Source organism: Streptomyces sp. NPDC001599 (assembly GCF_042893535.1).
Classification (GTDB): Bacteria; Actinomycetota; Actinomycetes; order Streptomycetales; family Streptomycetaceae; genus Streptomyces.
This window is the reverse complement of record NZ_JBIAVA010000001.1, coordinates 699,305-725,062: the sequence shown is the minus strand read 5'-3', so window position 1 is coordinate 725,062 and position 25,758 is coordinate 699,305. Positions and strand designations below refer to the sequence as shown.

Sequence of the window (25,758 nt, the reverse complement as noted above, 5' to 3'; positions counted from 1 at the left end):
CCGCTCCGGGCCGTGTGTGGCTGCTCGCGCACACGCGACGGAGTCGCAGATTCAATACAGCCCCGCGCCCCTTGTGGGGCGCGTGAGCCATCGCATGCCGTTGACCTGACCGGGCTCGTCGCCGATGACGTACCGCACCCGGCGGCCGTGCACCCGGCGTGCGGGAGCGCGGCAGCCTCGGGGCCGGCAGCCGCGCGCGAGGCGGGCGTACGGGTCCCGGGGGGCCGGAGTGCGTACGGAGGTCACGGGGTCAGCCTACCGGGGGTCAGCCCCGGCCGTGGCGGAGTGCGGGATGTTCGCCCGCCGCCACCAGGTCGGAGACCGCCGTCTTCGGGTCGCGGCCGGTGACCAGGGACTCGCCGACCAGGACGGCGTCGGCGCCCTCGTTGGCGTAGGCGATGAGGTCGTGCGGGCCGCGGACGCCGGACTCGGCGACCTTGACGATGTGCGCGGGGATCTCCGGGGCGACCCGCTCGAACGTGCCGCGGTCGACCTCGAGCGTCTTCAGATTGCGGGCGTTGACGCCGATGACCTTGGCGCCCGCGTCCACGGCGCGCTCGACCTCGTCCTCGTCGTGCACCTCGACCAGCGGGGTGAGGCCGATGGACTCGGCGCGCTCGATCAGCGACTCCAGGGCCGGCTGCTCGAGGGCCGCGACGATCAGCAGCACGAGGTCGGCGCCGTGGGCGCGGGCCTCCCACAGTTGGTACGAGGTGACGATGAAGTCCTTGCGCAGCACGGGGATGTCCACGCGCGCGCGGACCGAGTCCAGGTCGGCCAGCGAGCCGCCGAAGCGGCGCTCCTCGGTGAGGACGGAGATGACGGCGGCGCCGCCCGCCTCGTAGTCGGCGGCGAGTCCGGCCGGGTCGGCGATGGCCGCCAGCGCGCCCTTGGAGGGGCTGGAGCGCTTGACCTCGCAGATGACCTTGACGCCGTCGCCGCGCAGCGCGGCCACGCCGTCCTTGGCGGGGCGAGCCTTGGCCGCGCGCTCCTTGAGCTCGTCGAGGCTGACGCGCGCCTGCCGCTCCGCGAGGTCGGCACGGACTCCGTCGATGATCTCGTCGAGCACACTCACGCGAGCGGCCCCCTTTCAGACGGCAAAACGTGTGGTCACTGTGATGGTATCCGCAGCCGGGCACCGGCCCCGCATCCGCCCGATCCCAGTCCCAGTACCTGGACGTCCCATGGACGATCAAGGCAGGAGCCAGCCACCGAACGGCAGGTTCCGGACAACGGTGAAGACCAGCAGCAACGTCCCCAGCGTCCACAGGTGGACCGGTCCGAGGTCGATGCGTACGGGACGGCCCCGGGCCGCGCGGATCACCCAGACGGTCCACAGGACGGCGAAGCCCAGATAGGCGAGGACGGCGGGCGCGTTGGCGTGCAGCGCGGCCGTCAGGTCGCCGTGGACGAAGGCGTGGGCGCTGCGCAGGCCGCCGCAGCCGGGACAGTAGACGCCCGTGAAGCGCAGCAGGGGGCAGACGGGGTAGTGGCCGGGCTCGTAGGGGTCCACGCTCCCCACGTAGGCGAAGGCCCCGGCGACGGCCGCGAGCACTCCGGCCGGGACGGCGAGGCGGAGGGCCGCGCCGCGCGGCAGGGGGATGCTGGTCCGGCCGGGTTTCCCGCTCTCGACGTCCACGCCCGCATTCTGCCCCCGGCGGCGTCCACCCGCACGTGAGGGGCGGCCCCGGCACGGTGGTGCCGATCCGCCCCTCGGGAGGTCCGTGCCCGGGTCAGCCCTTGGCGCCGGCCTGCGCACGCTCGCCCGCGACCTGGTGCACCGGGTGGTTCTGCTTCGGCTGGCCGAGGCCCATCATCTTCATGACGTAGCCGACGACACCACCGAGGAGCACGACCGCCATGCCGGCCCAGAAGCCCCACGGCTGGGCCGCCACCATGAACATGCCCGCGATGCAGAAACCGATGAAGGCGATGATGACACCGGTCCAGGCGGCCGGGGTGTGACCGTGGCTGCTGCCCGCCATTGCTTGCTCCTCGTTGCTGTGTGCCAAGTCTGAGCAGGACGCTCGCAGCCATTGTCCCGCACGGGGGCACGCGCCGTGAGCGGGGGTGCTCCAGTGGGTGAACCCGGGTCGGGACACAGGGCGGGAGGCGGGTCAGGCGCTGGTGGGGTCCTCGCCCCGGTCGATGGCCTTCCACAGGTCCTCGGGGCGGTCCGGATCGACGGTCTGCGGCCTGCGCCGCGGGGCGCCGCTGCGTTCGTAGCGGCCGGACATCGCGGGCCACTGGCGGCCGTAGCGCAGCGCGAGCAGCCCGGCCAGCAGGAGCAGGGCGCCGCCCACGGCGGCGACGTACGGCCAGGCGGTGTGCGAGAGCGCGTCGACGGTGGCCGAGGTGTCGCCGGCCGCCTTCGCGGCCTGGTCGTCGAGGGCGGAGCTGTCGGAGGCGCCGGCCAGGGCGGCGGCGACGGTGCCCGCGCCGCTCAGCGCGAGCAGCGCGGCGACGGCGAAGCGGCCGGCCCGGCGGACGGCGAAGACGGCGACGAGCGCGGCGAGGCCGACTATGGCGAGCGACGCGGGTACGCCCGTGACGTCGCTGCCCTTGGCGGTCAGGGTGAACGCGCCGCCGGCCACCGTCGCGGTGCCCTCCGCCCACTCCTGCCGGGTGGCGAGCAGGGCGACGGCGGCGCCGAGCGCGCCGCACAGCAGGGCGACGGCGAGGCTCCGGCGGCCGGCCCGGGCGGGGCCTGCGGCTGGGGTACGGGGGTGAGGAACGGCTGTCACGTACTCCACTATCACCCGAACCCCGGGCGAACCGTCACCCGGGGTTCGCATTGGGGGCGTGAGAATCGCCCCACCGGTCCGACCGGTCGGCCCTATTGCGCCAGCCGGTTGGCCGTGTGTACGGCCCTCAGCACGGCCGCCGCCTTGTTGCGGCACTCGGTGTCCTCGGCGACCGGGTCGGAGTCGGCGACGACGCCCGCGCCCGCCTGGACGTAGGCGGTGCCGTCGCGCAGCAGGGCGGTGCGGATGGCGATGGCGGTGTCGGAGTCGCCGGCGAAGTCGAGGTAGCCGACGCAGCCGCCGTACAGCCCGCGCCGGGAGGGTTCGAGTTCGTCGATGATCTGCAGGGCGCGCGGCTTGGGCGCGCCGGAGAGGGTGCCGGCCGGGAAGCAGGCGGTGAGGACGTCGAAGGCGGTGCGGTCCGGGGCGACCCGGCCGGTGACCGTCGAGACGATGTGCATGACGTGGGAGTACCGCTCGACGGACATGAAGTCGACGACCTCGACGGAGCCCGGTTCGCAGACGCGGCCGAGGTCGTTGCGGCCGAGGTCGACCAGCATCAGGTGCTCGGCGCGCTCCTTGGGGTCGGCGAGCAGTTCGTCGGCGAGGACCTGGTCCTCCTGCGGGGTGGCGCCGCGCGGGCGGGTGCCGGCGATGGGATGCACCATGGCGCGCCCGTCCTCGACCTTGACCAGCGCCTCGGGGGACGAGCCGACGACGTCGAAGCCGTCGAGGCGCAGCAGGTACATGTACGGGGAGGGGTTGGTGGCCCGCAGGACCCGGTAGACGTCGAGCGCGCTCGCCGTGCAGGGCGTCTCGAAGCGCTGGGAGGGGACGACCTGGAAGGCCTCGCCCGCGCGGATGCGCTCCTTGATGTCCTCGACGGCGTCCTGGAAGTCGGACCCGCCCCACAGCGCGGTGTACTCGGGCAGTTCGGACGGCGGCAGCGCGGCCGGGGGCTGCGCGACGGCGCGCGTGAGGTCGGCCTCCATGACGTCCAGCCGGGCGATCGCGTCGGCGTAGGCCTCGTCGACGCCGGTCTCCAGGTCGTTGTGGTTGATCGCGTTGGCGATCAGCAGGACCGAGCCCTCCCAGTGGTCCATGACGGCGAGGTCGCTGGTGAGCAGCATGGTCAGCTCGGGCAGCTTCAGGTCGTCGCGCTCCCCCGGGCCGACCTTCTCCAGGCGGCGCACGATGTCGTAGCCGAGGTAGCCCACCATGCCGCCGGTGAAGGGCGGCAGGCCCAGGTCGTGGGCGAGGTCGCGCGGGGTGTGCAGGGCCTCGACGGTGGCGCGCAGGGCGGCGAGCGGGTCGCCGTCGGTGGGGACGCCGACGGGCGGGGTGCCCTGCCAGTGGGCCCGGCCGTCCTTCTCGGTCAGGGTGGCGGCGCTGCGGACGCCGATGAAGGAGTAGCGAGACCATTGGAACGCCGCGCGGCCGTTCTCGGCGGACTCCAGCAGGAAGGTGCCGGGGCGCTCGGCGGCGAGCTTGCGGTACAGCGCCACGGGGGTGTCGCCGTCGGCGAGGAGCTTGCGGCTCACCGGGATCACCCGGCGGTCGGCGGCGAGCTTGCGGAAGGTGTCGAGGTCCATGTCATGCGTGACGTCCATGGCGGCAGACCCTACTGACCCGCGCCGGGCGCGTCGGCGGCCGCGGCGTCCTCGGCGGCCCCGGATCCCTCGGCGAGGAGCACGTCGGTGTCGAAGCAGGTGCGGGTCCCGGTGTGGCAGGCGGCGCCCACCTGGTCGACCTTGACGAGGACGGTGTCGGCGTCGCAGTCCAGGGCGACGGACTTCACCCACTGGAAGTGTCCCGAGGTGTCGCCCTTGACCCAGTACTCCTGGCGGCTGCGCGACCAGTAGGTGCAGCGGCCGGTGGTCAGCGTGCGGTGCAGCGCCTCGTCGTCCATCCAGCCGAGCATCAGCACCTCTCCGGTGTCGTACTGCTGGGCGATGGCGGGCAGGAGGCCGTCGGCGCTGCGCTTGAGGCGGTCGGCGATCTCCGGGGCGAGCGGGCCGGAACGCCGGGGGCTGCCGCCGGTGGGGGAGCTGCTGGTCATGCGCCCATTGTGCCGCGCGGGAAGGACACGCCCCCGGGACGTCCATTGGGCGGACCCGGCCCGCCGCCGTAGGCTGACCGCATGTCGACTTTCGCCAAGCGTGAACGACTTCTGCTCGCGGATCTGTTGGAGACGGCGGGTCCGGACGCCCCCACCCTGTGCGAGGGCTGGCGGACCCGTGACCTGGCCGCGCACGTGGTGGTGCGCGAGCGGCGTCCGGACGCGGCCGGGGGCGCCCTGATCAAGCCGCTGGCGTCCCGCCTCCACCGGGTGCGGGAGGAGTACGGCGCGAAGCCGTACGAGGAGCTGCTCCAGCTGATCCGCACCGGCCCGCCCCGCTTCTCCCCCTTCCAGCTCAAGCAGGTCGACGAGGCGGCGAACACGGTCGAGTTCTACGTCCACTCCGAGGACGTCCGCCGGGCCCAGGGCGACTGGTCGCCGCGCGAGCTGGACCCGGTCTTCCAGGACGCCCTGTGGTCCCGCCTGGAGCGGGCCGCCCGGCTGATGGGCCGCGGCATCCCGACGGGCCTGGTGCTGCGGCGCCCGAACGGCCAGACGACGGTCGCCCACCGGGGTACGCCGGTGGTGACGGCGACGGGCGAGCCGTCCGAGCTGCTGCTGTTCGCGTACGGCCGGCAGAGCGCCGCGAAGGTGGAGCTGGAGGGCGAGGAGAACGCGATCGCCAAGCTGCGGGAGACGAAGCAGCTGGGCATCTGACCTCCGCCGCTCACTTCGGCAGCTCGGCCCGCCGTACGCCCGGCGCGCACAGGGCTACGACCCCGCCGAGGCCGCAGACCGCGGCGCTGACGGCGAAGACGGGGCCGGTGCCCCAGACGCCGATGGCCGCGGCGGACAGCGGCATGCTCAACGGGGCGATCCCCAGGCTGACGATGCCGCCGACGGCGGTGACGCGCCCCAGGTAGGCGGGGTCGGACTGGGTCTGCAGCAAAGCGCCGCACATGGCGCCGCTGAGCCCCGTGAGCAGGCCGACGAGCACCGCCGTACCGACGGCGACGGGGAGGCCGGGCGCGTGTGCCAGGGCGGCGATCGCGGCCGCGCCGGGGATGATGGCGCCGGCGGTGACGTACCCGGCGTGCGGCAGGCGTCCCCGTACGGTCAGCAGCAGGGCCGCGGCTCCGGCACCCGTCCCGAACCCGGCGAGCACCCAGCCCATCCCGGACGCGCCCCAGCCCCGCTCGTCGGCGAGCAGGGTGAGGCCCACGTTGAGGGGGCCGACGAAGCCCAGGTCGCCGAGGGCGATGGTCACCATGAGCGGGCCGAGCACGCGGTGGCGGCGGATGTAGCGCAGTCCGCCCACCAGGTCCCGCCAGGCGGTGGTCTCGCGTGCGGCGCTCGCGTCGTCGGCCGGCAGGTCACGCATCCGTACGGAGATCAGCAGCGGCACGGACACGGCGATCAGCAGCCCCGCGAACGCGAAGGCCGCCGCCGCGCCGCCGAGCGCCACGCCGAGTCCGCCGAGCGGGGCGCCCACGACGGCGGCGAAGCGTATGGCGAGGCCGCGCATGCCCTGGACGCGGGCGAGCTGGTCCTCGTGGGTGATCCGCGCCGGGAGCGCCCCCACGGCAGGCATGAACACCGCGTCGACGGTGCCGAAGACGACGGCGAGCAGGGCGAGGAGCCACAGCCCGGGGTCGGTGGCGAACAGCACGGCGGCGACCGCGAGGACGGTGACGCACCGCACGGTGTCGCTGCCGATGACGACCCGGCGCGGCCCCAGCCGGTCGGCGACCACTCCCCCACCGAGCATGAGCAGCGCCCGGGGCACCGCGCTGACGGCGGTGACGAGGCCGGCCTGGGCGGGGCTGCCGTTCTGCACGGCGGCCCAGGACAGCGCGAGGAAGAACACCATGTCGCCGACCATGGACGCGGTGTAGGCGGTGACCCAGCGCAGGACGTTGGGGTCACGGTGGGCGGGGCGCTCCGGGGCGGTGGGGGCCCGGCGGGCGGCTATGTCGGTGAGGTCGGACACCGGGTCATGCAGCCCAGTCACGGAGGAGTCGAGCGGTTTCGTTGAGGTCGGTCTCGTCGCTGCGGATGTCGGAGACGAGTTTGGCCCAGTCACCCGGCCGTGGGTCGATCGGCGTTCCGGAGGCCTCCATGTACGCCCGGACGCAGCCGATGCCGATCGACGCGTTGTAGTCGGTGAACGGCCGGAGCCTCAGCGCGGTGTGCAGGAACGTGGCCGCTCGGGCCGGGATCTCCTCGTAGTAGGGCTCTCCCGCGACGCGCTCGTACCTGTGCCGCTCAGCCATGCAATGAAGGGCGCCCCAGTCCCGGATGGGCGTGTTCGGCGGCGAGACCTCGACCTGGACGCAGAGGACCCAGCCGGCATCGACGTAGAGCGTCACCGCAGTCCCGCCGGGAAGCGCTCTTCGAAGTCGGCCATGATCTCGCGCGCGTACTTCGACGCCCCTTCGACGAACCGCTGCTTCTGCCGTCGGCGCACCACGTCCTCGGTCAGTATGTCGTGCGCGAGCCGTTTGATCGCGACGCCCTGCTCCTTGGCCTCCGCGCGCAGCTCGGCCAGCTCTTCCTCGGTGAACTCAATCGTGATCCCAGGCATATGAGCACCTTAGCGGGAGCGCAACCGCGACCACTACCGCCTTCACTACCGCGAGCGACCGCTCGAACTAACGAACGGGATGCCCCGCCCCCCGCAGCGTCTCCTTCACCTCGCCGATCCGCAGGTCGCCGAAGTGGAAGACGGACGCCGCCAGGACCGCGTCCGCGCCCGCCTCGACCGCCGGGGCGAAGTGGGCGAGGCTGCCCGCGCCGCCGGAGGCGATGACCGGGACACTCACGTGCTTGCGGACCGCCGCCAGCATCTCCAGGTCGTAGCCGTCCTTCGTGCCGTCGGCGTCCATCGAGTTGAGCAGGATCTCCCCCGCGCCCAGCTCGGCGGCCCGGTGCGCCCACTCCACGGCGTCGATGCCGGTGCCGCGCCGGCCGCCGTGGGTGGTCACCTCGAAGGTGCCGGCCTCGGTGCGGCGGGCGTCGACCGACAGCACCAGGACCTGGCGTCCGAAGCGCTCGGCGATCTCGCGGATCAGGTCGGGGCGGGCGATGGCGGCGGTGTTGACGCCCACCTTGTCCGCGCCGGCCCGCAGCAGCTTGTCGACGTCCTCGGCGGTGCGCACCCCGCCGCCGACGGTCAGCGGGATGAACACCTGCTCGGCGGTGCGGCGCACCACGTCGTAGGTCGTCTCGCGGTTGCCCGACGAGGCGGTGATGTCCAGGAACGTCAGCTCGTCGGCGCCCTCGGCGTCGTACACCTTGGCCATCTCGACGGGGTCGCCCGCGTCGCGCAGGTTCTGGAAGTTGACGCCCTTGACGACCCGGCCGTTGTCCACGTCCAGGCAGGGGATGACTCGGACCGCCAGGGTCATGAATCCACGGCTCCTCTATACGCTTCCACTTCGACCGACACCAGCACCCGCGAGTCGATGAAGCCCTGCACGACCAGCAGGGTCGTGACCGGGCGCACGGAGTCGAACAGCTCCTTGTGGGCGCGGCCCACCGCATCGACGTCACGGGAATGTGCCAGGCACACACGGGTCCGGATCACGGACTCGATGCCGAGCCCGAACTCGGCGAGGGCCTCGACGGCGGTGCCGAAGGCCACCTTGGTCTGCTCGTACGGGTCGCCCTCGCCGTAGAGCATGGCGCCCTTGAAGGCGGTGGTGCCCGCCACGATGACACGGTCACCCGCCGCCACGGCCCGTGCGAAACCGAAGGACTCTTCCCAGGGACTTCCGCTCTGCACGCGCCGTACGGCTTCGGATGTCATGTGGACACAGCCTCCAGGGCCTCTTCCAGGGTGAACGCCTTCGCGTAGAGGGCTTTCCCGACGATGGCCCCCTCGACACCGTCCGGGACGAGCCCGGCGATCGCGCGCAGGTCGTCCAGGGAGGACACGCCGCCCGAGGCCACGACCGGGCGGTCGGTGGCCGCACAGACGTTCTTCAGGAGCTCCAGGTTGGGGCCCTGGAGGGTGCCGTCCTTGGCGATGTCGGTGACGACGTACCGGGCGCAGCCCTCCTTGTTCAGGCGGTCCAGCGTCTCGTAGAGGTCGCCGCCGTCGCGGGTCCAGCCGCGGCCGCGGAGCGTGGTGCCCCGTACGTCCAGGCCGACCGCGATCTTGTCGCCGTGCTCGGCGATGACCTTGGCGACCCACTCGGGGGTCTCCAGGGCGGCGGTGCCCAGGTTCACCCGGGTGCAGCCGGTGGCGAGGGCGGCGGCGAGGGTGTCGTCGTCGCGGATGCCGCCGGACAGCTCCACCTTGATGTCCATCGCCTTGGCGACCTCGGCGATCAGCGCGCGGTTGTCCCCGGTCCCGAACGCCGCGTCCAGGTCCACCAGGTGCAGCCACTCGGCGCCGGAGCGCTGCCAGGCGAGGGCGGCCTCCAGCGGGGAGCCGTAGGAGGTCTCGGTGCCGGACTCGCCGTGCACGAGGCGGACGGCCTGGCCGTCGCGGACGTCGACGGCGGGGAGGAGTTCGAGCTTGCTCATCTCTACCGGGCTCATCTCTAGAGGGTCTCGATCCAGTTGGTGAGGAGCTGGGCGCCGGCGTCGCCGGACTTCTCGGGGTGGAACTGCGTGGCCCACAGCGCGCCGTTCTCCACGGCGGCCACGAAGGGCTCGCCGTGCGTGGACCAGGTGACCCTGGGCGCGGCGATCAGCGGGTTGTGCGATTCCTGGGTCCACTCGTGGACGGCGTAGGAGTGCACGAAGTAGAAGCGGGCGTCGGCGTCCAGGCCGGCGAAGAGCTGGGAGTCGGCCGGTGCGTCGACCGTGTTCCAGCCCATGTGCGGCACGACGTCGGCCTGGAGGGGTCCGACCGTGCCGGGCCACTCGTCCAGGCCCTCGGCCTCCACGTCGTGCTCGATGCCGCGCGAGAAGAGGATCTGCATGCCGACGCAGATGCCCATGACGGGGCGTCCGCCCGACAGCCTGCGGTCGACGATCCAGTCGCCGCGGGCGGCCTTCAGGCCGTCCATGCAGGCGGCGAAGGCGCCGACGCCGGGGACCAGCAGCCCGTCGGCGTTCATGGCCCGGTCGTAGTCGCGGGTGATCTCGACGTCGGCCCCCGCGCGCGCGAGGGCACGCTCGGCGGAGCGGACGTTGCCGAAGCCGTAGTCGAAGACGACGACCTTCTTGGCAGCGGCGGCGGTCAACTCCAGACCTCCAGCCTCAGGACGCCCGCGAGCAGACACATGCCGGCGCCGATGGAGAGCAGCACGATCAGGCCCTTGGGCATCTGCTGCTTGGCGAAGGAGTAGATGCCGCCGAGGAAGAAGAGGCCGACGACGATCAGTGCGGTGGACGTACCGTTCATGGGTTAGAGCGCGCCCTTCGTGGAAGGCAGGATGCCGGCCGCGCGCGGGTCGCGCTCCGAGGCGTAGCGCAGGGCCCGGGCCAGCGCCTTGAACTGGCACTCGACGATGTGGTGCGCGTTGCGCCCGTAGGGCACGTGCACGTGCAGGGCGACCTGGGCCTGGGCGACGAAGGACTCCAGGATGTGCCGGGTCATCGTCACGTCGTACTCGCCGATCATCGGCGCCATGTTCTCGGGCTCGGTGTGCACGAGGTAGGGGCGGCCGGACAGGTCGACGGTGACCTGGGCGAGGGACTCGTCCAGCGGGACCGCGCAGTTGCCGAAGCGGTAGATGCCCACCTTGTCGCCGAGCGCCTGCTTGAAGGCGGCGCCCAGCGCGAGGGCGGTGTCCTCGATGGTGTGGTGGGAGTCGATGTGCAGGTCGCCGTCGGTCTTCACGGTCAGGTCGAACAGACCGTGCCGGCCGAGCTGGTCGAGCATGTGGTCGTAGAAGCCGACGCCGGTGGCGATGTCGGTCTTGCCGGTGCCGTCGAGGTCGATCTCGACGAGGACCGAGGTCTCCTTGGTGGTGCGCTCCACGCGCCCTACGCGGCTCATGTGTGCTGCTCCTTCTTGACTTCACGTACCGCGTCGAGGAACGCGTCGTTCTCCTGCGGGGTGCCGGCGGTGACCCGCAGCCACCCCGGTACGCCGTTGTCCCGGACCAGGACGCCCCGGTCGAGGATCTTCCGCCAGGTCGCGTGGGAGTCCGCGAACCGTCCGAACTGGACGAAGTTGGCGTCGGACTCGGTCACCTCGTAGCCGATGGCGCGCAGTTCGGCGACCAGCCGGTCCCGCTCGGTCTTCAACTGCTCGACGTACTTCAGCAGCGTGTCCGTGTGCTCCAGGGCGGCCAGCGCGGTCGCCTGGGTGACGGCCGACAGGTGGTACGGCAGCCGTACGAGCTGGACGGCGTCGACGACGGCCGGGTGCGCGGCGAGGTAGCCCAGGCGCAGGCCCGCCGCGCCGAACGCCTTCGACATGGTGCGGGAGACGACGAGGTTCGGCCGGCCGTCCAGCAGCGGCAGCAGGGAGGCGCCGTGGCTGAACTCGATGTACGCCTCGTCGACCACGACCATCGACGGCTTCGCCGCCTGGGCGGCCTCGTAGAGGGCGAGGACCGTCTCGGCGGGGACCGCGTTGCCGGTGGGGTTGTTGGGGGTGGTGACGAAGACGACGTCCGGGCGGTGCTCGGCGATCGCCTTCTCCGCGGCGAGGACGTCGATCGTGAAGTCCTCGTGGCGCGGGCCGGAGATCCACCCCGTGCCGGTGCCGCGTGCGATGAGGCCGTGCATCGAGTACGACGGCTCGAAGCCGATCGCGGTGCGGCCGGGCCCGCCGAAGGTCTGGAGCAGCTGCTGGATGACCTCGTTGGAGCCGTTGGCCGCCCAGACGTTGCCCACGTCCAGCGGGTGTCCGGAGGTGTCCGTCAGGTACCGGGCCAGCTGGGTGCGCAGCTCGACCGCGTCCCGGTCCGGGTAGCGGTTGAGGTCGCGGGCGGCCTCGCGGACCCGCTCGGTGATCCGCTCGACCAGCGCCTCGGGCAGCGGGTAGGGGTTCTCGTTGGTGTTCAGCCGTACCGGCACGTCCAGTTGGGGCGCGCCGTAGGGGGACTTGCCGCGCAGCTCGTCCCGTACGGGGAGATCGTCGATGCCGAACGTCACTTGCTCTCCGGGACCTTCCACTCGAACCTCGCCTTGATCGCCGCGCCGTGCGCCGGCAGGTCCTCGGCCTCGGCCAGCGTCACCACGTGCCGCGCGACCTCGGCGAGCGCGTCGCGCGTGTAGTCGACGATGTGGATGCCGCGCAGGAAGGACTGCACGGACAGGCCCGAGGAGTGGCAGGCGCAGCCGCCGGTGGGCAGGACGTGGTTGGACCCGGCCGCGTAGTCGCCGAGGGAGACGGGCGCCCAGGGGCCGACGAAGATCGCGCCGGCGTTCCTGACGCGGTCGGCGACGGCGGCGGCGTCGGCGGTCTGGATCTCCAGGTGCTCCGCGCCGTAGGCGTCCACGACCCGCAGGCCCTCGTCCAGGCCGTCGACGAGGACGATCGCGGACTGGCGGCCGGCCAGGGCGGGGCGGATCCGGTCCTCGATGTGCTTGGTGGCCTCGACCTGCGGCTGCAACTCCTTCTCCACCGCCTCGGCCAGCTCCACGGAGTCGGTGACGAGGACGGCGGCGGCCAGCGGGTCGTGCTCGGCCTGGCTGATCAGGTCGGAGGCGACGTGCACCGGGTCGGCGGTCGAGTCCGCCAGGACGGCGATCTCGGTCGGGCCCGCCTCGGCGTCGATGCCGATCTTCCCGGTGAAGAAGCGCTTGGCGGCGGCGACCCAGATGTTGCCGGGACCGGTGACCATGTGGGCGGGCGGGCAGGACTCGGTGCCGTAGGCGAACATCGCGACGGCGGTGGCACCGCCCGCGGCGTACACCTCGTCCACGCCGAGCAGGGCGCAGGCGGCCAGGATGGTGGGGTGCGGGATGCCGCCGAACTCGGCCTGCGCGGGCGAGGCGAGCGCGATCGAGCCGACCCCGGCCTCCTGCGCGGGTACCACGTTCATGATCACGGAGGACGGGTAGACCGACCGGCCGCCGGGCACGTAGAGCCCGACCCGCTCGACCGGCACCCACTTCTCGGTGACCGATCCGCCGGGCACGACCTGGGTGGTGTGCGTGGTGCGGCGCTGCTCGCGGTGGACGAGCCGGGCGCGGCGGATGGACTCCTCCAGCGCGGCGCGCACGTCCGGGTCGAGCCCCTCCAGGGCGCGGGTCAGCTCCTCGGCCGGGACGCGCACCCGCTCCAGCCGGACGCCGTCGAACTGCTCGGTGAAGTCGATCAGCGCCGCGTCCCCGCGATGATGCACGGCCTCGCAGATCGGCCGCACCTTCTCCAGGGCGACCGAGACGTCGAAGTCGGCTCGGGGCAGCAGGTCGCGCAGGGCGGGGCCCTCGGGGAGGGCGTCGCCGCGCAGATCGATTCGGGAGATCACGGAACCAATTCTCTCAGACCCGCGTCCGGCACGGTCCGCGCGTATCAATGGCTGATACAGAACGCGACGGACCTCACGGCCCACGGTGAACTCGCGCGATCCGTGCTCACTTTGAGTGTTCAGATGGTCACTCAGCGGGCATGAACGGTTGTACGAAGAGTGAGCGACCGTCGAGTAGTTGGGGAGGGAGTGAAGCACCGTGACCGAGGGGGCCGGCCATCGTGACGGAGAGCTGCCGGACGACCTGACCACAGCGGAGGCGGGCATGTGGCAGGCCTTCCGCAACGGCAGCGTGTACGACCTGAGCAGCGGCGACGCGCTCGTCGACGACCCGCACGGCGGGCATCCGTGGGGGCCGGAGCGGACCGTGCGGGCCCGCGTCGTGTGCTGGCTGCTTCTCGACGGTCCGCCGGCGCTCGCGGGCCGGGTGTCCTCGCTGCAGCTGGTGGGGGTGCGGATCAGCGACACGATGGATCTGGCGGGCGGCACGGTGGTGCCCTACGTCGAGCTGCGCCGCTGTCGCTTCGAGCGGGAGGTGCTGCTGCCGGAGACCCGGTTCACGACGGTGCGGCTGGTGGACTGCGCGGTGCCGCGCCTGGAGGCGGCCCGGCTGCACACCGAGGGCGACCTGCACCTGCCGCGCTCCCGCTTCCCGGGCGGCATCCGGCTCACGGACGCGCAGATAGGCACCGACCTGCTGCTCAACCAGGCGATCGTGCACCGGGACCGCAGCGGGCGTTCCATCGCCGCGGACGGCATGACGGTCGGGCAGGACCTCCAGGCCGAGATGCTGGAGTCGCACGGCGAGGTGAGTCTGCGCAGCGCCCAGGTCGGCGTGTCGCTGAGCCTGCGCGGCGCCCGGCTCCTCAACCCGTACACGCGGCACGCGCTGAACGCCCCGCAGCTGACGGTGGAGCGCACGCTGTACCTGACCCCGGCGGGCCTGGGCAGCCCGCTGCTGCGCGGCACCACGCCCGCGCAGGGCACCCGGATCCAGCGCTTCGAGTGCGAGGGCGGGGTGCGGCTCGACGACGGGCGGTTCGGCGACGCGCTCGACCTGGAGCACGCCCGGTTCACCTTCACCGACGACCAGGAGCTGTCGCTGCGCCGGGTGCAGACGCCCGAGCTGCGCTTCCTGGGCGAGCGTCCGGCGCGCGGGCGGGTGGTGCTGTCGGGGGCGCGGGTGGTCAACCTGATGGACCGGGCGGACAGCTGGCCGGGCCCCGGGCGGCTGCACATGGGCGGCTTCGCCTACGAGAACCTGGTGCCGCGCGGGCCGTTCCCGCTGGCGAAGCGGCTGCGCTGGGTGGGCGCCGCGACCGCCGAGTACCACCCGGAGCCGTACGAGCGCCTCGCCGCCGTGCTGCGGGCCGGCGGCGAGGACGAGGACGCCCGCGAGGTGCTGCTCGCCAAGCACCGCAGGCGCCGCGAGAGCCTGCCGGTCGCCGCGAAGCTGGTGGGCTACGCCCAGGACTGGACGGTCGCCTACGGATACCGGCCGGGCCGGGCGGCGGTGTGGATGGCGGTCCTGTGGGCGGCCGGTTCCCTCGCCTTCGCCCGCGCGGACCCTCCCCCGCTGAAGAGCGGCGAACACCCGGACTGGAACCCGGCCCTCTTCGCCCTCGACCTCCTCCTCCCGGTGATCGACCTGGGCCAGGCCGGCTCCTGGCAGCTCCACGGCGGCTGGCAGTGGCTGTCGACGGCCCTGGTCCTGCTGGGCTGGGTCCTGGCGACCACCGTGGCAGCGGGCGCCACCCGCCTCCTCCGCCGGAGCTGACCCCTCCGGGGCCGAACACGGCCCGCCCACGGCGACAGGACCGGCCCGGAGCACCCGTCTCCCGGAGAGCGCTCCCCGGCCCCGCCCCGGCCCAGCCGCCCGCACGGGTGCGGCGGACGGGAACCCGAACGGCCGACGGCGGAGCCCGGGCCGCACAACCATCCCGAACCCTCGGCCGTCGTACTGGCCATGCTGCGCGCGTTCCTGCGGACCGCGGCTGCCCGGGCCCGCTCCCGGTCGCCCCGGCCCGCCCAAGACGACGACGTGCTCCTCGACGCCCCCGACGACCGCCTCGCCCCGGCCCTCGTCGCCGCGGCCCGCGGCGAGCACGGCCCCGCGGCACGCCTCCTCGCCGGTACCCGCGACAACGCCGAATGGGACCACCGCGACCGTTACGCGACCCGGCTGGCCGCCTTCGCGCGCTTCCGCTCCGAGTGGCTCGACACCTGGCGCGCCGCCGCCCCGGACGACCCGGACGCCCTGCTGGTCGCGGCCCGCCTGGCGGTCCACCGCCACTGGGACTCACCGGCCCGCACCGAACTCCTGCGCCAGGTGATCCCCACCGTGGTCGCCGCCGCCGAGGCCGCGGGCCCCGCCGATCCGGTGCCGTGGCGGACCGCGCTGGACGCCGCACGGGGCGCGGGCGCCGAGCACGCCGAGTTCGAGCACCTGTGGGAACAGGCGGTCCGCCGCTCCCCGCACCACTACGGCAGTCATGTCGCCGCCCTCGAGTACCTGGCCGCCGCCTCGCCCGACGCCCACGGCGAGTGCCTCGACTTCGCGGAGACGGCCGCCCAGGAGGCCCCCGAGGACGCGCTCGTACGGGCGCTGCCGCTGCACGCGGCCTTCACCTGTCTGACCGCCACCGCCACCGGCACCGGCCGCCACACCGGCGGCGCGACCGCGGCGGCCGTACGCTCCCACCGCCCCCGTCTGGACGCCGCCGCCGACCGCGCGATCACCCTCTCGGCGGCGCACCCGGCGGCCGATCCCTGGGCGGCGGAACTGCGCAACCTGCTCGTCTACGTCCTCGTACGCCTGGAACGCCACCAGGACGCGGCGGAGCAGCTGCGGCTGACCGGCCCGTACGTCACGTCCTTCCCGTGGGACCGGGACACGGACGACCCGCTCGGCGGCTTCCTGCGGGTGCGCGCGGACGTCCGCGCGCGGCCCGAGCAAGCGGCCTCCCCGACCGGTACGGCGGCTCCGGGGCGGTCACGGAGGGGGCACGGCGAACGCGTCCGCCCCGGCGACCATTAGGCTTCTGCGTCGTGACCACCGTCCGGCTCCCCCTCTTCCCCCTGAACTCGGTCCTGTTCCCGGGGCTGGTGCTCCCGCTCAACATCTTCGAGGAGCGCTATCGCGCCATGATGCGCGAGTTGCTGAAGACCCCCGAGGACGAACCACGCCGGTTCGCCGTCGTGGCGATCCGCGACGGCTACGAGGTGGCCCAGACCGCGCCCGGCCTGCCCGACCCCACGGCCACGCTCGAGCGCGGGCCGACGGCCGGGTTCGGAACCGACCCGCTCAAGGCGTTCCACAAGGTGGGCTGCGTCGCGGACGCGGCGACGGTCCGGGAGCGGGCCGACGGCACCTTCGAGGTGCTGGCGACCGGCACGACCCGGATGCGGCTGCTCTCGGTGGAGGCCTCGGGGCCGTTCCTGACGGCCGAGCTGGAGCCGCTGCCCGAGGAGCCCGGCGACGAGGCGGGCGCCCTGGCGGAGGGGGTGCTGCGGTCCTTCCGGCAGTACCAGAAGCGGCTGGCGGGGGCCCGCGAACGGTCACTGGCGACCGGTGCCGACCTGCCGGACGAACCGGGTGTGGTCTCCTACCTGGTCGCCGCCGCGATGATGCTGGACACGCCGACGAAGCAGCGCCTGCTCCAGGCCCCGGACACCGCCTCGCGCCTGCGGGACGAGCTGAAACTCCTTCGCTCGGAGACCGCCATCATCCGTACGCTGCCGTCCCTGCCCGCGCAGGAACTGACGCGCGGCCCGACGAGTCTCAACTGAGGTACTGGCCCGCATGGCGAAGAAGCCGAACAAGCCCGGCAAGGCGAGGAAGCAGCAGTCGGGCGGCACGCCCGCGACGGTCGCGCTCACGGCGGCCGGGGTGACGTACACGGTCCACGCCTATGAGCACGACCCGGCCCACCCGTCCTACGGCGAGGAGGCGGCCGAGGCGATGGGTGTGTCGCCGCAGCGGGTGTTCAAGACGCTGGTGGCCGACGTCGACGGCGCCCTGACGGTCGCGGTGGTGCCGGTGGCGGGCCAGCTGGACCTCAAGGCGCTGGCGGCCGCGGTGGGCGGCAAGCGCGCGGCGATGGCCGACCCGGCCCTGGCCGAGCGCACCACGGGCTACGTGCGCGGCGGCATCTCCCCGCTGGGCCAGCGCAAGCGGCTGGCGACGGTCCTGGACGCGTCGGCCTCCGAGCACGCCACGATCTGCGTCTCGGCGGGCCGCCGCGGCCTGGAGGTCGAGCTGTCCCCCGACGACCTGGCCAGGCTCACGGACGCGGTGACGGCCCCCATCGGCCGCGCCTGACCCCTCGACAGGGCGCCTGTCGCGCCCAATCAGACAGGGCGTGTCGAAGCGATCGCGCAAACGCCGCCGGCGCACCAGAAAGGGCCGGGCGAACCACGGCCGCCGCCCGGCCTAGGCCGACTTGTCACCGTACGGCGCCGCCGGGTACTGCCCCGGTGCCGGCCAGGGATCGGGCTCCGGGTCCCGGGGCCCGAACAGTCCCGTCAGCCCCAGGTGGACCACCAGTGCCGCGAGCGACCACGCCAGCAGCGCACCCTTGGCGCCCAGCTTGAGCGGGGCGGAGAACGTCACCCCTTTGCCCACGTCCTTCGCGTGCGCGATCACGTCCTGCGTCGGCCCGAGCCACAGCCCGAGCCGCCACGCCAGCAGCGATCCGAGCAGGCCGCCGACACCGAGGGCCGCCACCAGCGGCACGCCCCCGCGCCGCCGCAGCAGGAACACCACGACCGCGCTGAGCGCCCCGAACGCCAGCGCGAGCAGCGTGAACGTTCCGTCGACGCCGATCGCCTGCTCGCCCTCGGAGTCCTTGAGGTAGACGACCCAGCTGTCGTCGAGGATCTCGCCCACCAGCGGCACGCTCGGTGCCAGCTTCCACCACAGCACGCCGAGCAGCGCACCGGAGAGCGCGACCGCCACCGCGGTCACGGCGGCCTGCCGCAGTTCGGTCAACATCCCGGGGCCGTCCTGTTCGCCGTACGTGCCGTAAGGGTCGTGGGAGCCGCCGGGCGCGGCTCCCACCGCGTGTGCGCCGACGGGCTGCGGCACCGGCCCGCCCTGGTACGACGGGCGTTCGTTCGGCGGCGGTGGCGGGGTCAAGGGTGCGGTCACCGTGCCATCGTGCCAAACCCGCCTGTGCGGCGCGTCACCGGACGGCGGCCCGGCGGTACGCCCAGGTGGCCACGGCCAGCGAGATCACCCCGACCGCGGCGCACACGGCGAGGTCGCCGAGGACGAAGCCCCAGTCGGGCCGCTCGCCGAAGGTGCGCGCGAAGGCCTCCACCCCGTAGGTGGAGGGCAGCAGGTCCCGGGCCAGGCGGACCACCTGCGGCATCCGTTCGGGCGGCAGCACGCCGAGCAGCAGCGCCGCCGACATGCCGAGCTGGCCGAGGAGGGTGGCGAACTCGGGCCGGGGGGCGAGCAGCCCCAGCGCCGCGCCCAGTCCGGCGAGCGCGGCGCCCGCCAGCGGGATCACGGCCACCAGCACCCACAGGTGGGTCATCGGCAGCCCGAACAGCAGGCACCCGAACACCGCCGTCACCACGGTCCCGGGCACGGTGAAGGACGCGTACGCGCCCGCCGCGCCCAGCACCACCGCGGCCGGCGGCACCGGCAGCGTCGCGTAGTGGTCGAGGCCGCCGCTGGCGCGCAGCTGGCCGAAGTACTGGGCGAGCAGGTTCAGCGCGACGAAGGCCACGACGAGCACCGCGGACCCGGCGACCACGGCCCGTGCCTCGCCGCCGCCGTCGACGACGCCGCGCATGAGGATCATGATGCCGATGGACTGGAAGGTCGCCACGAACAGCAGCGGGATGCGCGCGACCCTCGCCCGGGACAGCTGCGCCCGGTACACGGCCACCAGGGAGGGCCACAGCCGTGCCTTCGGCCCCAGCTCGGCCGGACCGGCCACGCGCCGCCCCTCGGCCGCCAGGGCGGCACCCCGCAGGGCATCGGCGGGTACGACACTCACGTCGCGCAGCTCCCCTTCGCTCGGGTCGTTCGAAGCGGTCGCCCCGGCGGGGGCACTCGCCCCGACGGGTACGGATGCGGCGGCCGGTGTTCTCAGCGCTCGCGTGCTCACGTCCTCACCAGCCCCTGCCGCGCGGCGCCGCCCAGCGCCAGGTACACGTCCTCCAGGCTGGGCGTGGCCAGGGTGAAGTCGTCCAGGGCGGCGAAGGCGGCCCCGCCGGTGACGGTGGCGACGACCGCGCGGGCCTCCTCGGGGGCGAGCCGCAGGGTCCAGCGGCGTCCCGACTCGACGACGCGGTCGCGCAGGGCGGCGACCTCCGGGACGTGCAGGGGCGCGCTCTCGCGCCACACCAGGTCGACGCGGACCTCGCCGGCGACCTGCTCCTTGAGCCCGGTGGGCGTGTCGCAGGCGATCACGCGTCCCCGGTCGAGGACGGCGACCCGGTCGAGCACGGTCTCGGCCTCGATGACGTTGTGGGTGACGAGCAGCACGGTGGCGCCGTGCTCGGCGCGCCGCCGGTCGACGGCCGACCACACCGCGCGCCGGGCCACCGGGTCCATGCCGGTGGTCGGCTCGTCAAGGACGAGCAGCGGCCGCTCCCCCACCAGTGCGGCGGCGAAGCAGGCCAGGCGGCGCTGGCCGCCGGAGAGCTTCTTGATCGGGCGGCCGGCGAGCCCGGTCAGGCCCAGTTCCTCGAGCACGGCGTCCCGCTCGGCGCGCGCCCGGCGCACCTCGAGGCCGCGCAGCCGCCCGGTGGTCTCGGCGGCGAGCGACACGGTCAGCTCGTCCAGGGCGCTGGACTCCTGCCCCAGGTAGGCGAGGATCCGGGCGGCCCGCTCCGGGTGGCGCACGATGTCGTGGCCGAGAATCTCCACGCTGCCGCCGTCGGGCCGCATCAGCCCGGTGAGCTGGCGCACGAGGGTGGACTTGCCGGCGCCGTTGGGTCCGAGCAGTCCGAAGATCTCACCGCGGCGGATGTCCAGGGTGACGTCGTCGGTGGCCCGCACCTCGGGAGTGGCGGGTACGCCGCGCCTGCCGCGCACCGCCGGATAGGTCTTGGTCAGTGCGCGCACCACGCACACGGCATCGCCACCGGGTCGAGGTGCCTGTGCCGCGCGCGTACTCACAAGGGAGGAGACTACGGGGTCGGTCCCCTCGACCCGCTCCCGGGTCCGCCCATAAGTGTCGATTCAGCAGGTGTCGATTCAGCAGGTGTCGGTTCGGCCCGGGAGTGCCGGGGAGCGCGTGGGCCGCCGGGGCGTCTCACTCGGCTGCGGGCGTGCGTTCGGTCGCCGTGCGCACGTCGATCTCCCGCCAGAACCCGGCCCGGATGGCGTACCGGTCGTGCTCGTCGATCTGGTCGTCCTTGTGCGCGAGCAGTCCGAAGCGGGCCGCGTAGCGCAGCAGCTCACCGTCGACGCGGTGCGGGATGCGCGGATACATCCCGGACAGTTTCTGCAGGTGGCCGTGGTCGCCGAGCCGTTCCAGCCAGCGCCGGGCGAAGACCTGCCCCACCTCGTACGGGTCGCCGCCGACCGTGGTGATGTCCTCCTCGCGGTCGGCCCAGCGCTGCTCGGCCGTGGTGAGCTGGGCCAGCGTGGGCAGAGTGGCGGCCTCGGAGGGTTCGGCGGCGGGCCGGTCGACCCAGCCCTTGTCGGAGGACCAGCGCAGGGTGGCGTTGGCGGGCTGCGGGGCGGGGTGGGCGCCGGGGGCGCGCAGGGCGGCGAGGTCCTTGGGGGTGGGGACGCCCTTGGCGGGCGGTACCCGTTCCTCGGTGCCGGACGGTCCCGCGGCGGACGTGGTGGGGTGTTCGGGCGCCTCGGCGGGACGCTGGGCGGCGGAGAGCGCGGACTCGGGCAGCGGCGCGGAGAGGATCGCGGCGATCTCGGGGCGGGGTACGGGCGGCGGCGCGCAGATGCCGCCGAGTTCCTTGGCGCGTACGGCCTTCGTGATCCACGTACGGTCCAGGACGCGGCGTTCGTCGGCCTCGGCGACCAGGTCCTCGGACTGGTTGTAGTCGCCGTCGGCGGCCTGCACGGCCCACAGGTGGACGGCGACGCCGTGTTCCTTGGCGGCCATCATGCCGGGCAGCAGGTCGCCGTCGCCGGTCACCAGGACGACGTCGGAACAGGCGCGGTTGCGGGCCAGTTCGGTCAGTTCGGCGTGCATGGCGGCGTCCACGCCCTTCTGCGCCCACCGCCCGTCACTGCGGGTGAGCGCGCCGAGCCGGACGGTGACCCTGGGCATCACGCGCAGCCGCCGGTGTTCGGGCTGCGGGACGCGGTCGGGGGCGCCGTCGAACCAGTAGATGCGCAGCAGGGGCTGTTGCGTGTCGGACTCGGCGCGGTCGCGCAACCCCTGGATGAGAGCGGCGTGATCGACGGTGATGCGCGATCGCGAGGGTTCCCCCGCCAGGAGACTCGCGGCGGCCCCCAGCAGATACCCGGCGTCCACCAGGACGATGCAGCGGTCCACGCGGTCCACCCTCTTTCCGGGAGGTTTGCTTCGGGCTTCCTTCGAGTCTGCCCGACCACGCGGAGGTTAACGGCCCGAACTCGATCTTCGGCGTGGCGTTTCGGCACCCCGCGACCGCTCGGACCGCGTCACGGACGGTAATTGCCCGATATGCGTTCTTTGTTGGCCTATGTGAATCTGGTTCCGGCCCTGGCCCCTAGATCCCCCTCAGGAGGTAGATCACCATGGCCAAGAACAAGAACAACCGTGATCGTAAGCACCCGCAGGCCGAGCGCTCCCCGCAGGCCGCCGAGTCGGCCGTACTGGACCGCGAGGAGCAGCACTCCCCGCAGCTGACGACGCCCGGCGACGCGGCCTCCCGCAAGCGGAACAAGCGCTTCGGCCACAACTGACGTCCACGACGAGGGGCGCACCCGGCAACCGGGGGCGCCCCTCGCTCGCTTCTCCGCTCAGCCCGCCAGGCAGGACGGCCCGAGCAGCACCTTCAGGTCGCCGAACAGCGCCGGATCGGGCTTGACCCGGTGCCGGTCCAGGCGCAGCACCGTCGTCTTGGTGGGCCCCTGGAGCTTGATCCGCACCTCGCTGTCGCCGCGGTGGTGGGTGAGGATCTCACCGAGCCTGCTGACCATCGGCGGGGTGACGCGGGTGGCCGGGATGGTGAGCACGACGGGCGCGTTGGCACCGGCGTTGGACAGGTCGGGGATCATCAGCTCCATCGCGACCAGCCGGGGCACGTCCTCGCGCTTGTCGAGGCGGCCCTTGACGAACACCACGGCGTCCTCGACCAGTTGGGTGGACACCAGCTGGTACGTCGCCGGGAAGAACATGCACTCCAGCGAGCCGGCGAGGTCCTCCACGGTGGCGATGGCCCAGGCATTGCCCTGCTTGGTCATCTTGCGCTGGAGGCCCGAGATGATGCCGCCGATGGTGACGACCGCGCCGTCGCCGAAGTCACCGCCGGTGAGCTGGGAGATGCCCGCGTCGGCCTTGTCGGACAGCACGTGCTCCAGGCCGAAGAGCGGGTGGTCGGAGACGTAGAGCCCGAGCATCTCCCGCTCCTGGGCGAGGAGATAGGTCTTGTCCCACTCGTCCTCGCCGAAGACCACGTCGAGTCCGAAGCCGGGCTCGTCGCTCTGCTCGTCGCCCATGCCGCCGAAGAGGTCGAACTGGCCCTCGGCCTCCTTGCGCTTGACCGCGACCACGTTGTCGATCATCGGTTCGTACTGCGCGGTGAGGCCCTTGCGGGTGTGCCCCATCTCGTCGAAGGCGCCCGCCTTGATCAGCGACTCCGTCGTCCGCTTGTTGCAGACGACCGCCTCCACCTTGTCCAGGTAGTCGGGGAAGGACGCGTACTTCCCCTTGGCCTTGCGGCACTTGATGATCGACTCGACGACGTTGGTGCCGACGTTGCGCACGGCGGAGAGGCCGAAGAGGATCACGTCGTCGCCCTGCGCGGCGAAGTTCGACATGGACTCGTTGACGTTGGGCGGCAGCACCTTGATGCCCATGCGCCGGCACTCGTTGAGGTAGACGGCCGACTTGTCCTTGTCGTCCTTGACCGAGGTGAGCAGGGCGGCCATGTACTCGGCCGGGTAGTTCGCCTTCAGGTAGCCGGTCCAGTACGAGACCAGGCCGTAGGCGGCCGAGTGCGCCTTGTTGAAGGCGTAGCCGGCGAAGGGGACCAGCACGTCCCACAGGGCCTGGATGGCCTCGTCGCTGTAGCCGTTCTTCCGGGCGCCGGCCTGGAAGAGGACGAAGTTCTTCGCCAGCTCGTCGGGCTTCTTCTTGCCCATCACGCGGCGCAGGATGTCGGCCTCGCCGAGCGAGTACCCCGCGATGATCTGGGCGGCCTTCTGCACCTGCTCCTGGTAGACGATCAGGCCGTAGGTGACCGCGAGGACCTCCTGGAGAGGCTCCTCCAGCTCCTTGTGGATCGGCGTGATCTCCTGGAGGCCGTTCTTGCGCAGCGCGTAGTTGGTGTGCGAGTCCATGCCCATGGGGCCGGGGCGGTAGAGCGCGGAGACGGCGGAGATGTCCTCGAAGTTGTCGGGCTTCATCAGCCGCAGCAGGGAGCGCATCGGGCCGCCGTCGAACTGGAAGACGCCGAGCGTGTCGCCGCGCTGGAGCAGTTCGAAGGTCGTGGGGTCGTCCAGCGGCAGCGACAGCAGGTCGAGGTCGATGCCCTTGTTGGACTTCACCATCTTGACGGCGTCGTCCATGATCGTGAGGTTGCGCAGGCCGAGGAAGTCCATCTTCAGCAGGCCGAGCGACTCGCACTGCGGGTAGTCCCACTGCGTGATGGTCACGCCGTCCGTGTGCCGGACCCAGATCGGGGCGTGGTCGACGATGGGCTCGCTGGACATGATCACGCCGGCCGCGTGCACGCCCATCTGCCTCACCAGGCCCTCGACGCCCTTGGCGGTGTCGATGACCTTCTTGACGTCCGGCTCGCTCTCGTACATCGAGCGGATCTCGCCGGCCTCGCTGTAGCGCGGGTGCGTCGGGTCGGTGATGCCGTTGAGGTCGATGCCCTTGCCGAGGACGTCGGCGGGCATGGCCTTGGTGAGCCGGTCGCCCATCGCGTACGGGTAGCCCAGCACGCGCGCGGAGTCCTTGATGGCGTTCTTCGCCTTGATCTTGCCGTAGGTGCCGATCATGGCGACCTTGTCGGCGCCGTACTTCTCCGTCACGTACCTGATCACCTCGACGCGCCTGCGCTCGTCGAAGTCGATGTCGACGTCGGGCATGGAGACGCGCTCGGGGTTGAGGAAGCGCTCGAAGATCAGGCCGTGCGGGATGGGGTCGAGGTCGGTGATTCCCATCGCGTACGCCACGATCGAGCCGGCCGCGGAGCCTCGGCCGGGGCCGACCGCGATGCCCTGGTTCTTGGCCCACATGATGAAGTCGGCGACCACCAGGAAGTACCCCGGGAACCCCATCTGGATGATGACGTCCATCTCGTACTCGGCCTGCTTCTGGCGGTCCTCGGGGACCTGGCCCGAGAAGCGGCGCTCCATGCCGCGGCGGACCTCCTCCTGGAACCAGGTGATCTCCGTGTAGCCCTCGGGGATGTCGAACTTCGGCATCAGGTCGCGCTTCTCGAACATGCCGGTGGTGTCGATCATCTCGGCGATCAGGCGCGTGTTGGCGCAGCCCTCCTGCCAGGCGTCGGAGGAGTCGATGGCGTACATCTCGTCCGTCGACTTCAGGTAGTAGCCGGTGCCGTCGAAGCGGAAGCGGTCCGGGTCGGAGAGGTTCTTGCCGGTCTGGATGCACAGCAGGGCGTCGTGGGCGGTCGCCTCGTGCGCGTAGGTGTAGTGCGAGTCGTTGGTGACCAGCGGCGGGATGCCGAGCTTCTTGCCGATCTCCAGCAGCCCGTCGCGGACCCGGTGCTCGATCTCGATGCCGTGGTCCATCAGCTCCAGGAAGTACCGGTCCTTGCCGAAGATGTCCTGGTAGTCGGCGGCCGCCTTCAGCGCCTCGTCGAAGTGGCCGAGGCGCAGCCGGGTCTGGACCTCGCCGGAGGGGCAGCCGGTGGAGGCGACGATGCCCTCGGACCACTGGCTGATGGTCTCCTTGTCCATCCGCGGCCACTTCTGCAGCCAGCCCTCGGCGTAGGCGTCGGAGGAGAGGCGGAAGAGGTTGTGCAGCCCCTTGCTGTTCGTCGCCCACATGGTCTTGTGGGTGTAACCGCCCGAACCCGAGACGTCGTCCCGCTTCTGGTGCGGCTGGCCCCACTGGATCTTGCGCTTGTTGCGCCGGGACTCGGGCGCGACGTACGCCTCGATCCCGATGATCGGGGTGACTCCGGCCTTCTTCGCGGAGTGGAAGAAGTCGTACGCCCCGTGCAGGTTGCCGTGGTCGGACATGGCGATGTGCGACATGCCCATCTCGTTGCACGCGTCGAACATGTCCTTGAGCCGCGCGGCACCGTCCAGCAGCGAGTACTGGGTGTGGACGTGCAGGTGCGTGAACGGCGGCTTTGACACGTGCGGCCTCCTGAGAAAACTGGGGACGACTGGCGGCGGTCGATCCGGGGGGTCAGCGTCGAAGTCTATGCCTCGGGACTGACACTCGAAGGCTCCCCACGC

General features: G+C 72.4%; 29 protein-coding genes. 6 read left to right on the top strand and 23 right to left on the bottom strand.

Annotation, left to right across the window (positions count from 1 at the left end; genetic code table 11):
* Positions 1 to 51: 51 nt before the first annotated feature.
* From trpM to hisI, 7 genes are all read right to left on the bottom strand, one after another.
* Positions 52 to 246, bottom strand: coding sequence for a tryptophan biosynthesis modulator TrpM (gene trpM / locus ACFYZ3_RS03305; RefSeq protein WP_388513662.1), 195 nt, complete (start codon positions 244 to 246; stop codon positions 52 to 54).
* 19 nt (positions 247 to 265) lie between these two features.
* Positions 266 to 1,075: an indole-3-glycerol phosphate synthase TrpC gene (gene trpC / locus ACFYZ3_RS03300; RefSeq protein ID WP_030866604.1), complete on the bottom strand. Its 810-nt coding sequence runs from the start codon at positions 1,073 to 1,075 to the stop codon at positions 266 to 268.
* A gap of 117 nt (positions 1,076 to 1,192) precedes the next feature.
* The gene (locus ACFYZ3_RS03295; protein ID WP_361007547.1) at positions 1,193 to 1,639 is read right to left on the bottom strand and encodes a DUF2752 domain-containing protein; all 447 of its coding nucleotides are present in this window, start codon (positions 1,637 to 1,639) and stop codon (positions 1,193 to 1,195) included.
* 94 nt (positions 1,640 to 1,733) lie between these two features.
* A complete protein-coding gene (locus ACFYZ3_RS03290; protein WP_361007545.1) occupies positions 1,734 to 1,985 on the bottom strand; it encodes an HGxxPAAW family protein in 252 nt (83 codons plus the stop codon).
* Positions 1,986 to 2,117: 132 nt separating this feature from the next.
* Positions 2,118 to 2,753: a TIGR02234 family membrane protein gene (locus ACFYZ3_RS03285; RefSeq protein WP_011028113.1), complete on the bottom strand. Its 636-nt coding sequence runs from the start codon at positions 2,751 to 2,753 to the stop codon at positions 2,118 to 2,120.
* A gap of 83 nt (positions 2,754 to 2,836) precedes the next feature.
* On the bottom strand, positions 2,837 to 4,354 hold the full coding sequence (locus tag ACFYZ3_RS03280; RefSeq protein ID WP_388513660.1) for an anthranilate synthase component I: 1,518 nt from the start codon (positions 4,352 to 4,354) through the stop codon (positions 2,837 to 2,839).
* Positions 4,355 to 4,365: 11 nt separating this feature from the next.
* Entirely contained in the window at positions 4,366 to 4,803 is a 438-nt protein-coding gene (gene hisI / locus ACFYZ3_RS03275) for a phosphoribosyl-AMP cyclohydrolase (RefSeq protein ID WP_388513659.1), read from the bottom strand.
* Between the two features lie 81 nt (positions 4,804 to 4,884).
* Here hisI and ACFYZ3_RS03270 point away from each other — a divergent pair, with 81 nt between their 5' ends.
* A complete protein-coding gene (locus ACFYZ3_RS03270) occupies positions 4,885 to 5,520 on the top strand; it encodes a TIGR03085 family metal-binding protein (RefSeq protein WP_388513658.1) in 636 nt (211 codons plus the stop codon).
* Positions 5,521 to 5,530: 10 nt separating this feature from the next.
* On the opposite strand, the gene ACFYZ3_RS03265 is transcribed toward ACFYZ3_RS03270, so the two are convergent.
* From ACFYZ3_RS03265 to hisD, 11 genes are all read right to left on the bottom strand, one after another.
* A complete protein-coding gene (locus ACFYZ3_RS03265; protein WP_388513657.1) occupies positions 5,531 to 6,793 on the bottom strand; it encodes an MFS transporter in 1,263 nt (420 codons plus the stop codon).
* Between the two features lie 4 nt (positions 6,794 to 6,797).
* Entirely contained in the window at positions 6,798 to 7,172 is a 375-nt protein-coding gene (locus tag ACFYZ3_RS03260) for a hypothetical protein (RefSeq protein ID WP_388513656.1), read from the bottom strand.
* The gene (locus tag ACFYZ3_RS03255; RefSeq protein ID WP_030186025.1) at positions 7,169 to 7,387 is read right to left on the bottom strand and encodes a hypothetical protein; all 219 of its coding nucleotides are present in this window, start codon (positions 7,385 to 7,387) and stop codon (positions 7,169 to 7,171) included. Before ACFYZ3_RS03255 ends, ACFYZ3_RS03260 begins: the two co-directional genes overlap by 4 nt.
* 67 nt (positions 7,388 to 7,454) lie before the next feature.
* The gene (gene hisF, locus ACFYZ3_RS03250; protein WP_388513654.1) at positions 7,455 to 8,210 is read right to left on the bottom strand and encodes an imidazole glycerol phosphate synthase subunit HisF; all 756 of its coding nucleotides are present in this window, start codon (positions 8,208 to 8,210) and stop codon (positions 7,455 to 7,457) included.
* A complete protein-coding gene (locus ACFYZ3_RS03245; RefSeq protein WP_388513653.1) occupies positions 8,207 to 8,611 on the bottom strand; it encodes a RidA family protein in 405 nt (134 codons plus the stop codon). The genes hisF and ACFYZ3_RS03245 overlap by 4 nt, the downstream gene beginning before the upstream one ends.
* Positions 8,608 to 9,333, bottom strand: a complete 726-nt coding sequence (priA, locus tag ACFYZ3_RS03240; protein WP_059299098.1) for a bifunctional 1-(5-phosphoribosyl)-5-((5-phosphoribosylamino)methylideneamino)imidazole-4-carboxamide isomerase/phosphoribosylanthranilate isomerase PriA — start codon at positions 9,331 to 9,333, stop codon at positions 8,608 to 8,610. The genes ACFYZ3_RS03245 and priA overlap by 4 nt, the downstream gene beginning before the upstream one ends.
* A gap of 17 nt (positions 9,334 to 9,350) precedes the next feature.
* Positions 9,351 to 9,998, bottom strand: a complete 648-nt coding sequence (hisH, locus tag ACFYZ3_RS03235) for an imidazole glycerol phosphate synthase subunit HisH (protein WP_388513652.1) — start codon at positions 9,996 to 9,998, stop codon at positions 9,351 to 9,353.
* Positions 9,995 to 10,159: a hypothetical protein gene (locus ACFYZ3_RS03230; RefSeq protein ID WP_003976764.1), complete on the bottom strand. Its 165-nt coding sequence runs from the start codon at positions 10,157 to 10,159 to the stop codon at positions 9,995 to 9,997. Before ACFYZ3_RS03230 ends, hisH begins: the two co-directional genes overlap by 4 nt.
* Positions 10,160 to 10,162: 3 nt before the next feature.
* A complete protein-coding gene (gene hisB / locus ACFYZ3_RS03225) occupies positions 10,163 to 10,756 on the bottom strand; it encodes an imidazoleglycerol-phosphate dehydratase HisB (protein ID WP_388513650.1) in 594 nt (197 codons plus the stop codon).
* Positions 10,753 to 11,862 (bottom strand): histidinol-phosphate transaminase, encoded by a 1,110-nt coding sequence (locus tag ACFYZ3_RS03220; RefSeq protein WP_388513648.1) that lies wholly within the window; start codon positions 11,860 to 11,862, stop codon positions 10,753 to 10,755. Before ACFYZ3_RS03220 ends, hisB begins: the two co-directional genes overlap by 4 nt.
* Positions 11,859 to 13,184, bottom strand: a complete 1,326-nt coding sequence (hisD, locus tag ACFYZ3_RS03215) for a histidinol dehydrogenase (protein WP_388513647.1) — start codon at positions 13,182 to 13,184, stop codon at positions 11,859 to 11,861. The genes ACFYZ3_RS03220 and hisD overlap by 4 nt, the downstream gene beginning before the upstream one ends.
* 199 nt (positions 13,185 to 13,383) lie before the next feature.
* Between hisD and ACFYZ3_RS03210 the strand changes: the two genes are divergently transcribed.
* The 4 genes from ACFYZ3_RS03210 (at position 13,384) to ybaK (ending at position 17,505) form a co-directional block, all read left to right on the top strand.
* Positions 13,384 to 14,961, top strand: coding sequence for an oxidoreductase (locus tag ACFYZ3_RS03210; RefSeq protein WP_356864308.1), 1,578 nt, complete (start codon positions 13,384 to 13,386; stop codon positions 14,959 to 14,961).
* Between the two features lie 189 nt (positions 14,962 to 15,150).
* Positions 15,151 to 16,221, top strand: coding sequence for a hypothetical protein (locus ACFYZ3_RS03205; protein WP_388513645.1), 1,071 nt, complete (start codon positions 15,151 to 15,153; stop codon positions 16,219 to 16,221).
* Between the two features lie 11 nt (positions 16,222 to 16,232).
* A complete protein-coding gene (locus ACFYZ3_RS03200) occupies positions 16,233 to 16,973 on the top strand; it encodes an LON peptidase substrate-binding domain-containing protein (protein ID WP_388513643.1) in 741 nt (246 codons plus the stop codon).
* Between the two features lie 13 nt (positions 16,974 to 16,986).
* Positions 16,987 to 17,505 carry a Cys-tRNA(Pro) deacylase gene (ybaK, locus tag ACFYZ3_RS03195; protein WP_388513641.1) on the top strand — a complete coding sequence of 173 codons (519 nt, stop codon included), beginning with the start codon at positions 16,987 to 16,989 and terminating at the stop codon, positions 17,503 to 17,505.
* 111 nt (positions 17,506 to 17,616) lie between these two features.
* Here the strand turns inward: ybaK and ACFYZ3_RS03190 are convergent, their stop codons facing one another.
* From ACFYZ3_RS03190 to ACFYZ3_RS03175, 4 genes are all read right to left on the bottom strand, one after another.
* The gene (locus tag ACFYZ3_RS03190) at positions 17,617 to 18,333 is read right to left on the bottom strand and encodes an AAA family ATPase (RefSeq protein ID WP_388513639.1); all 717 of its coding nucleotides are present in this window, start codon (positions 18,331 to 18,333) and stop codon (positions 17,617 to 17,619) included.
* A gap of 34 nt (positions 18,334 to 18,367) precedes the next feature.
* Complete coding sequence (locus ACFYZ3_RS03185) at positions 18,368 to 19,192, bottom strand: ABC transporter permease (protein ID WP_388513637.1); 825 nt, start codon at positions 19,190 to 19,192, stop codon at positions 18,368 to 18,370.
* Positions 19,193 to 19,299: 107 nt separating this feature from the next.
* On the bottom strand, positions 19,300 to 20,274 hold the full coding sequence (locus tag ACFYZ3_RS03180) for an ABC transporter ATP-binding protein (protein WP_388513981.1): 975 nt from the start codon (positions 20,272 to 20,274) through the stop codon (positions 19,300 to 19,302).
* A gap of 181 nt (positions 20,275 to 20,455) precedes the next feature.
* The gene (locus tag ACFYZ3_RS03175) at positions 20,456 to 21,667 is read right to left on the bottom strand and encodes an NYN domain-containing protein (RefSeq protein WP_388513635.1); all 1,212 of its coding nucleotides are present in this window, start codon (positions 21,665 to 21,667) and stop codon (positions 20,456 to 20,458) included.
* 224 nt (positions 21,668 to 21,891) lie between these two features.
* On the opposite strand from ACFYZ3_RS03175, the gene ACFYZ3_RS03170 reads away from it, so the two are divergent.
* Positions 21,892 to 22,059 (top strand): hypothetical protein, encoded by a 168-nt coding sequence (locus ACFYZ3_RS03170; RefSeq protein WP_361007512.1) that lies wholly within the window; start codon positions 21,892 to 21,894, stop codon positions 22,057 to 22,059.
* A gap of 57 nt (positions 22,060 to 22,116) precedes the next feature.
* Here ACFYZ3_RS03170 and dnaE read toward each other — a convergent pair whose 3' ends face one another.
* Positions 22,117 to 25,656 (bottom strand): DNA polymerase III subunit alpha, encoded by a 3,540-nt coding sequence (dnaE, locus tag ACFYZ3_RS03165; RefSeq protein ID WP_388513633.1) that lies wholly within the window; start codon positions 25,654 to 25,656, stop codon positions 22,117 to 22,119.
* Positions 25,657 to 25,758 lie beyond the last annotated feature (102 nt).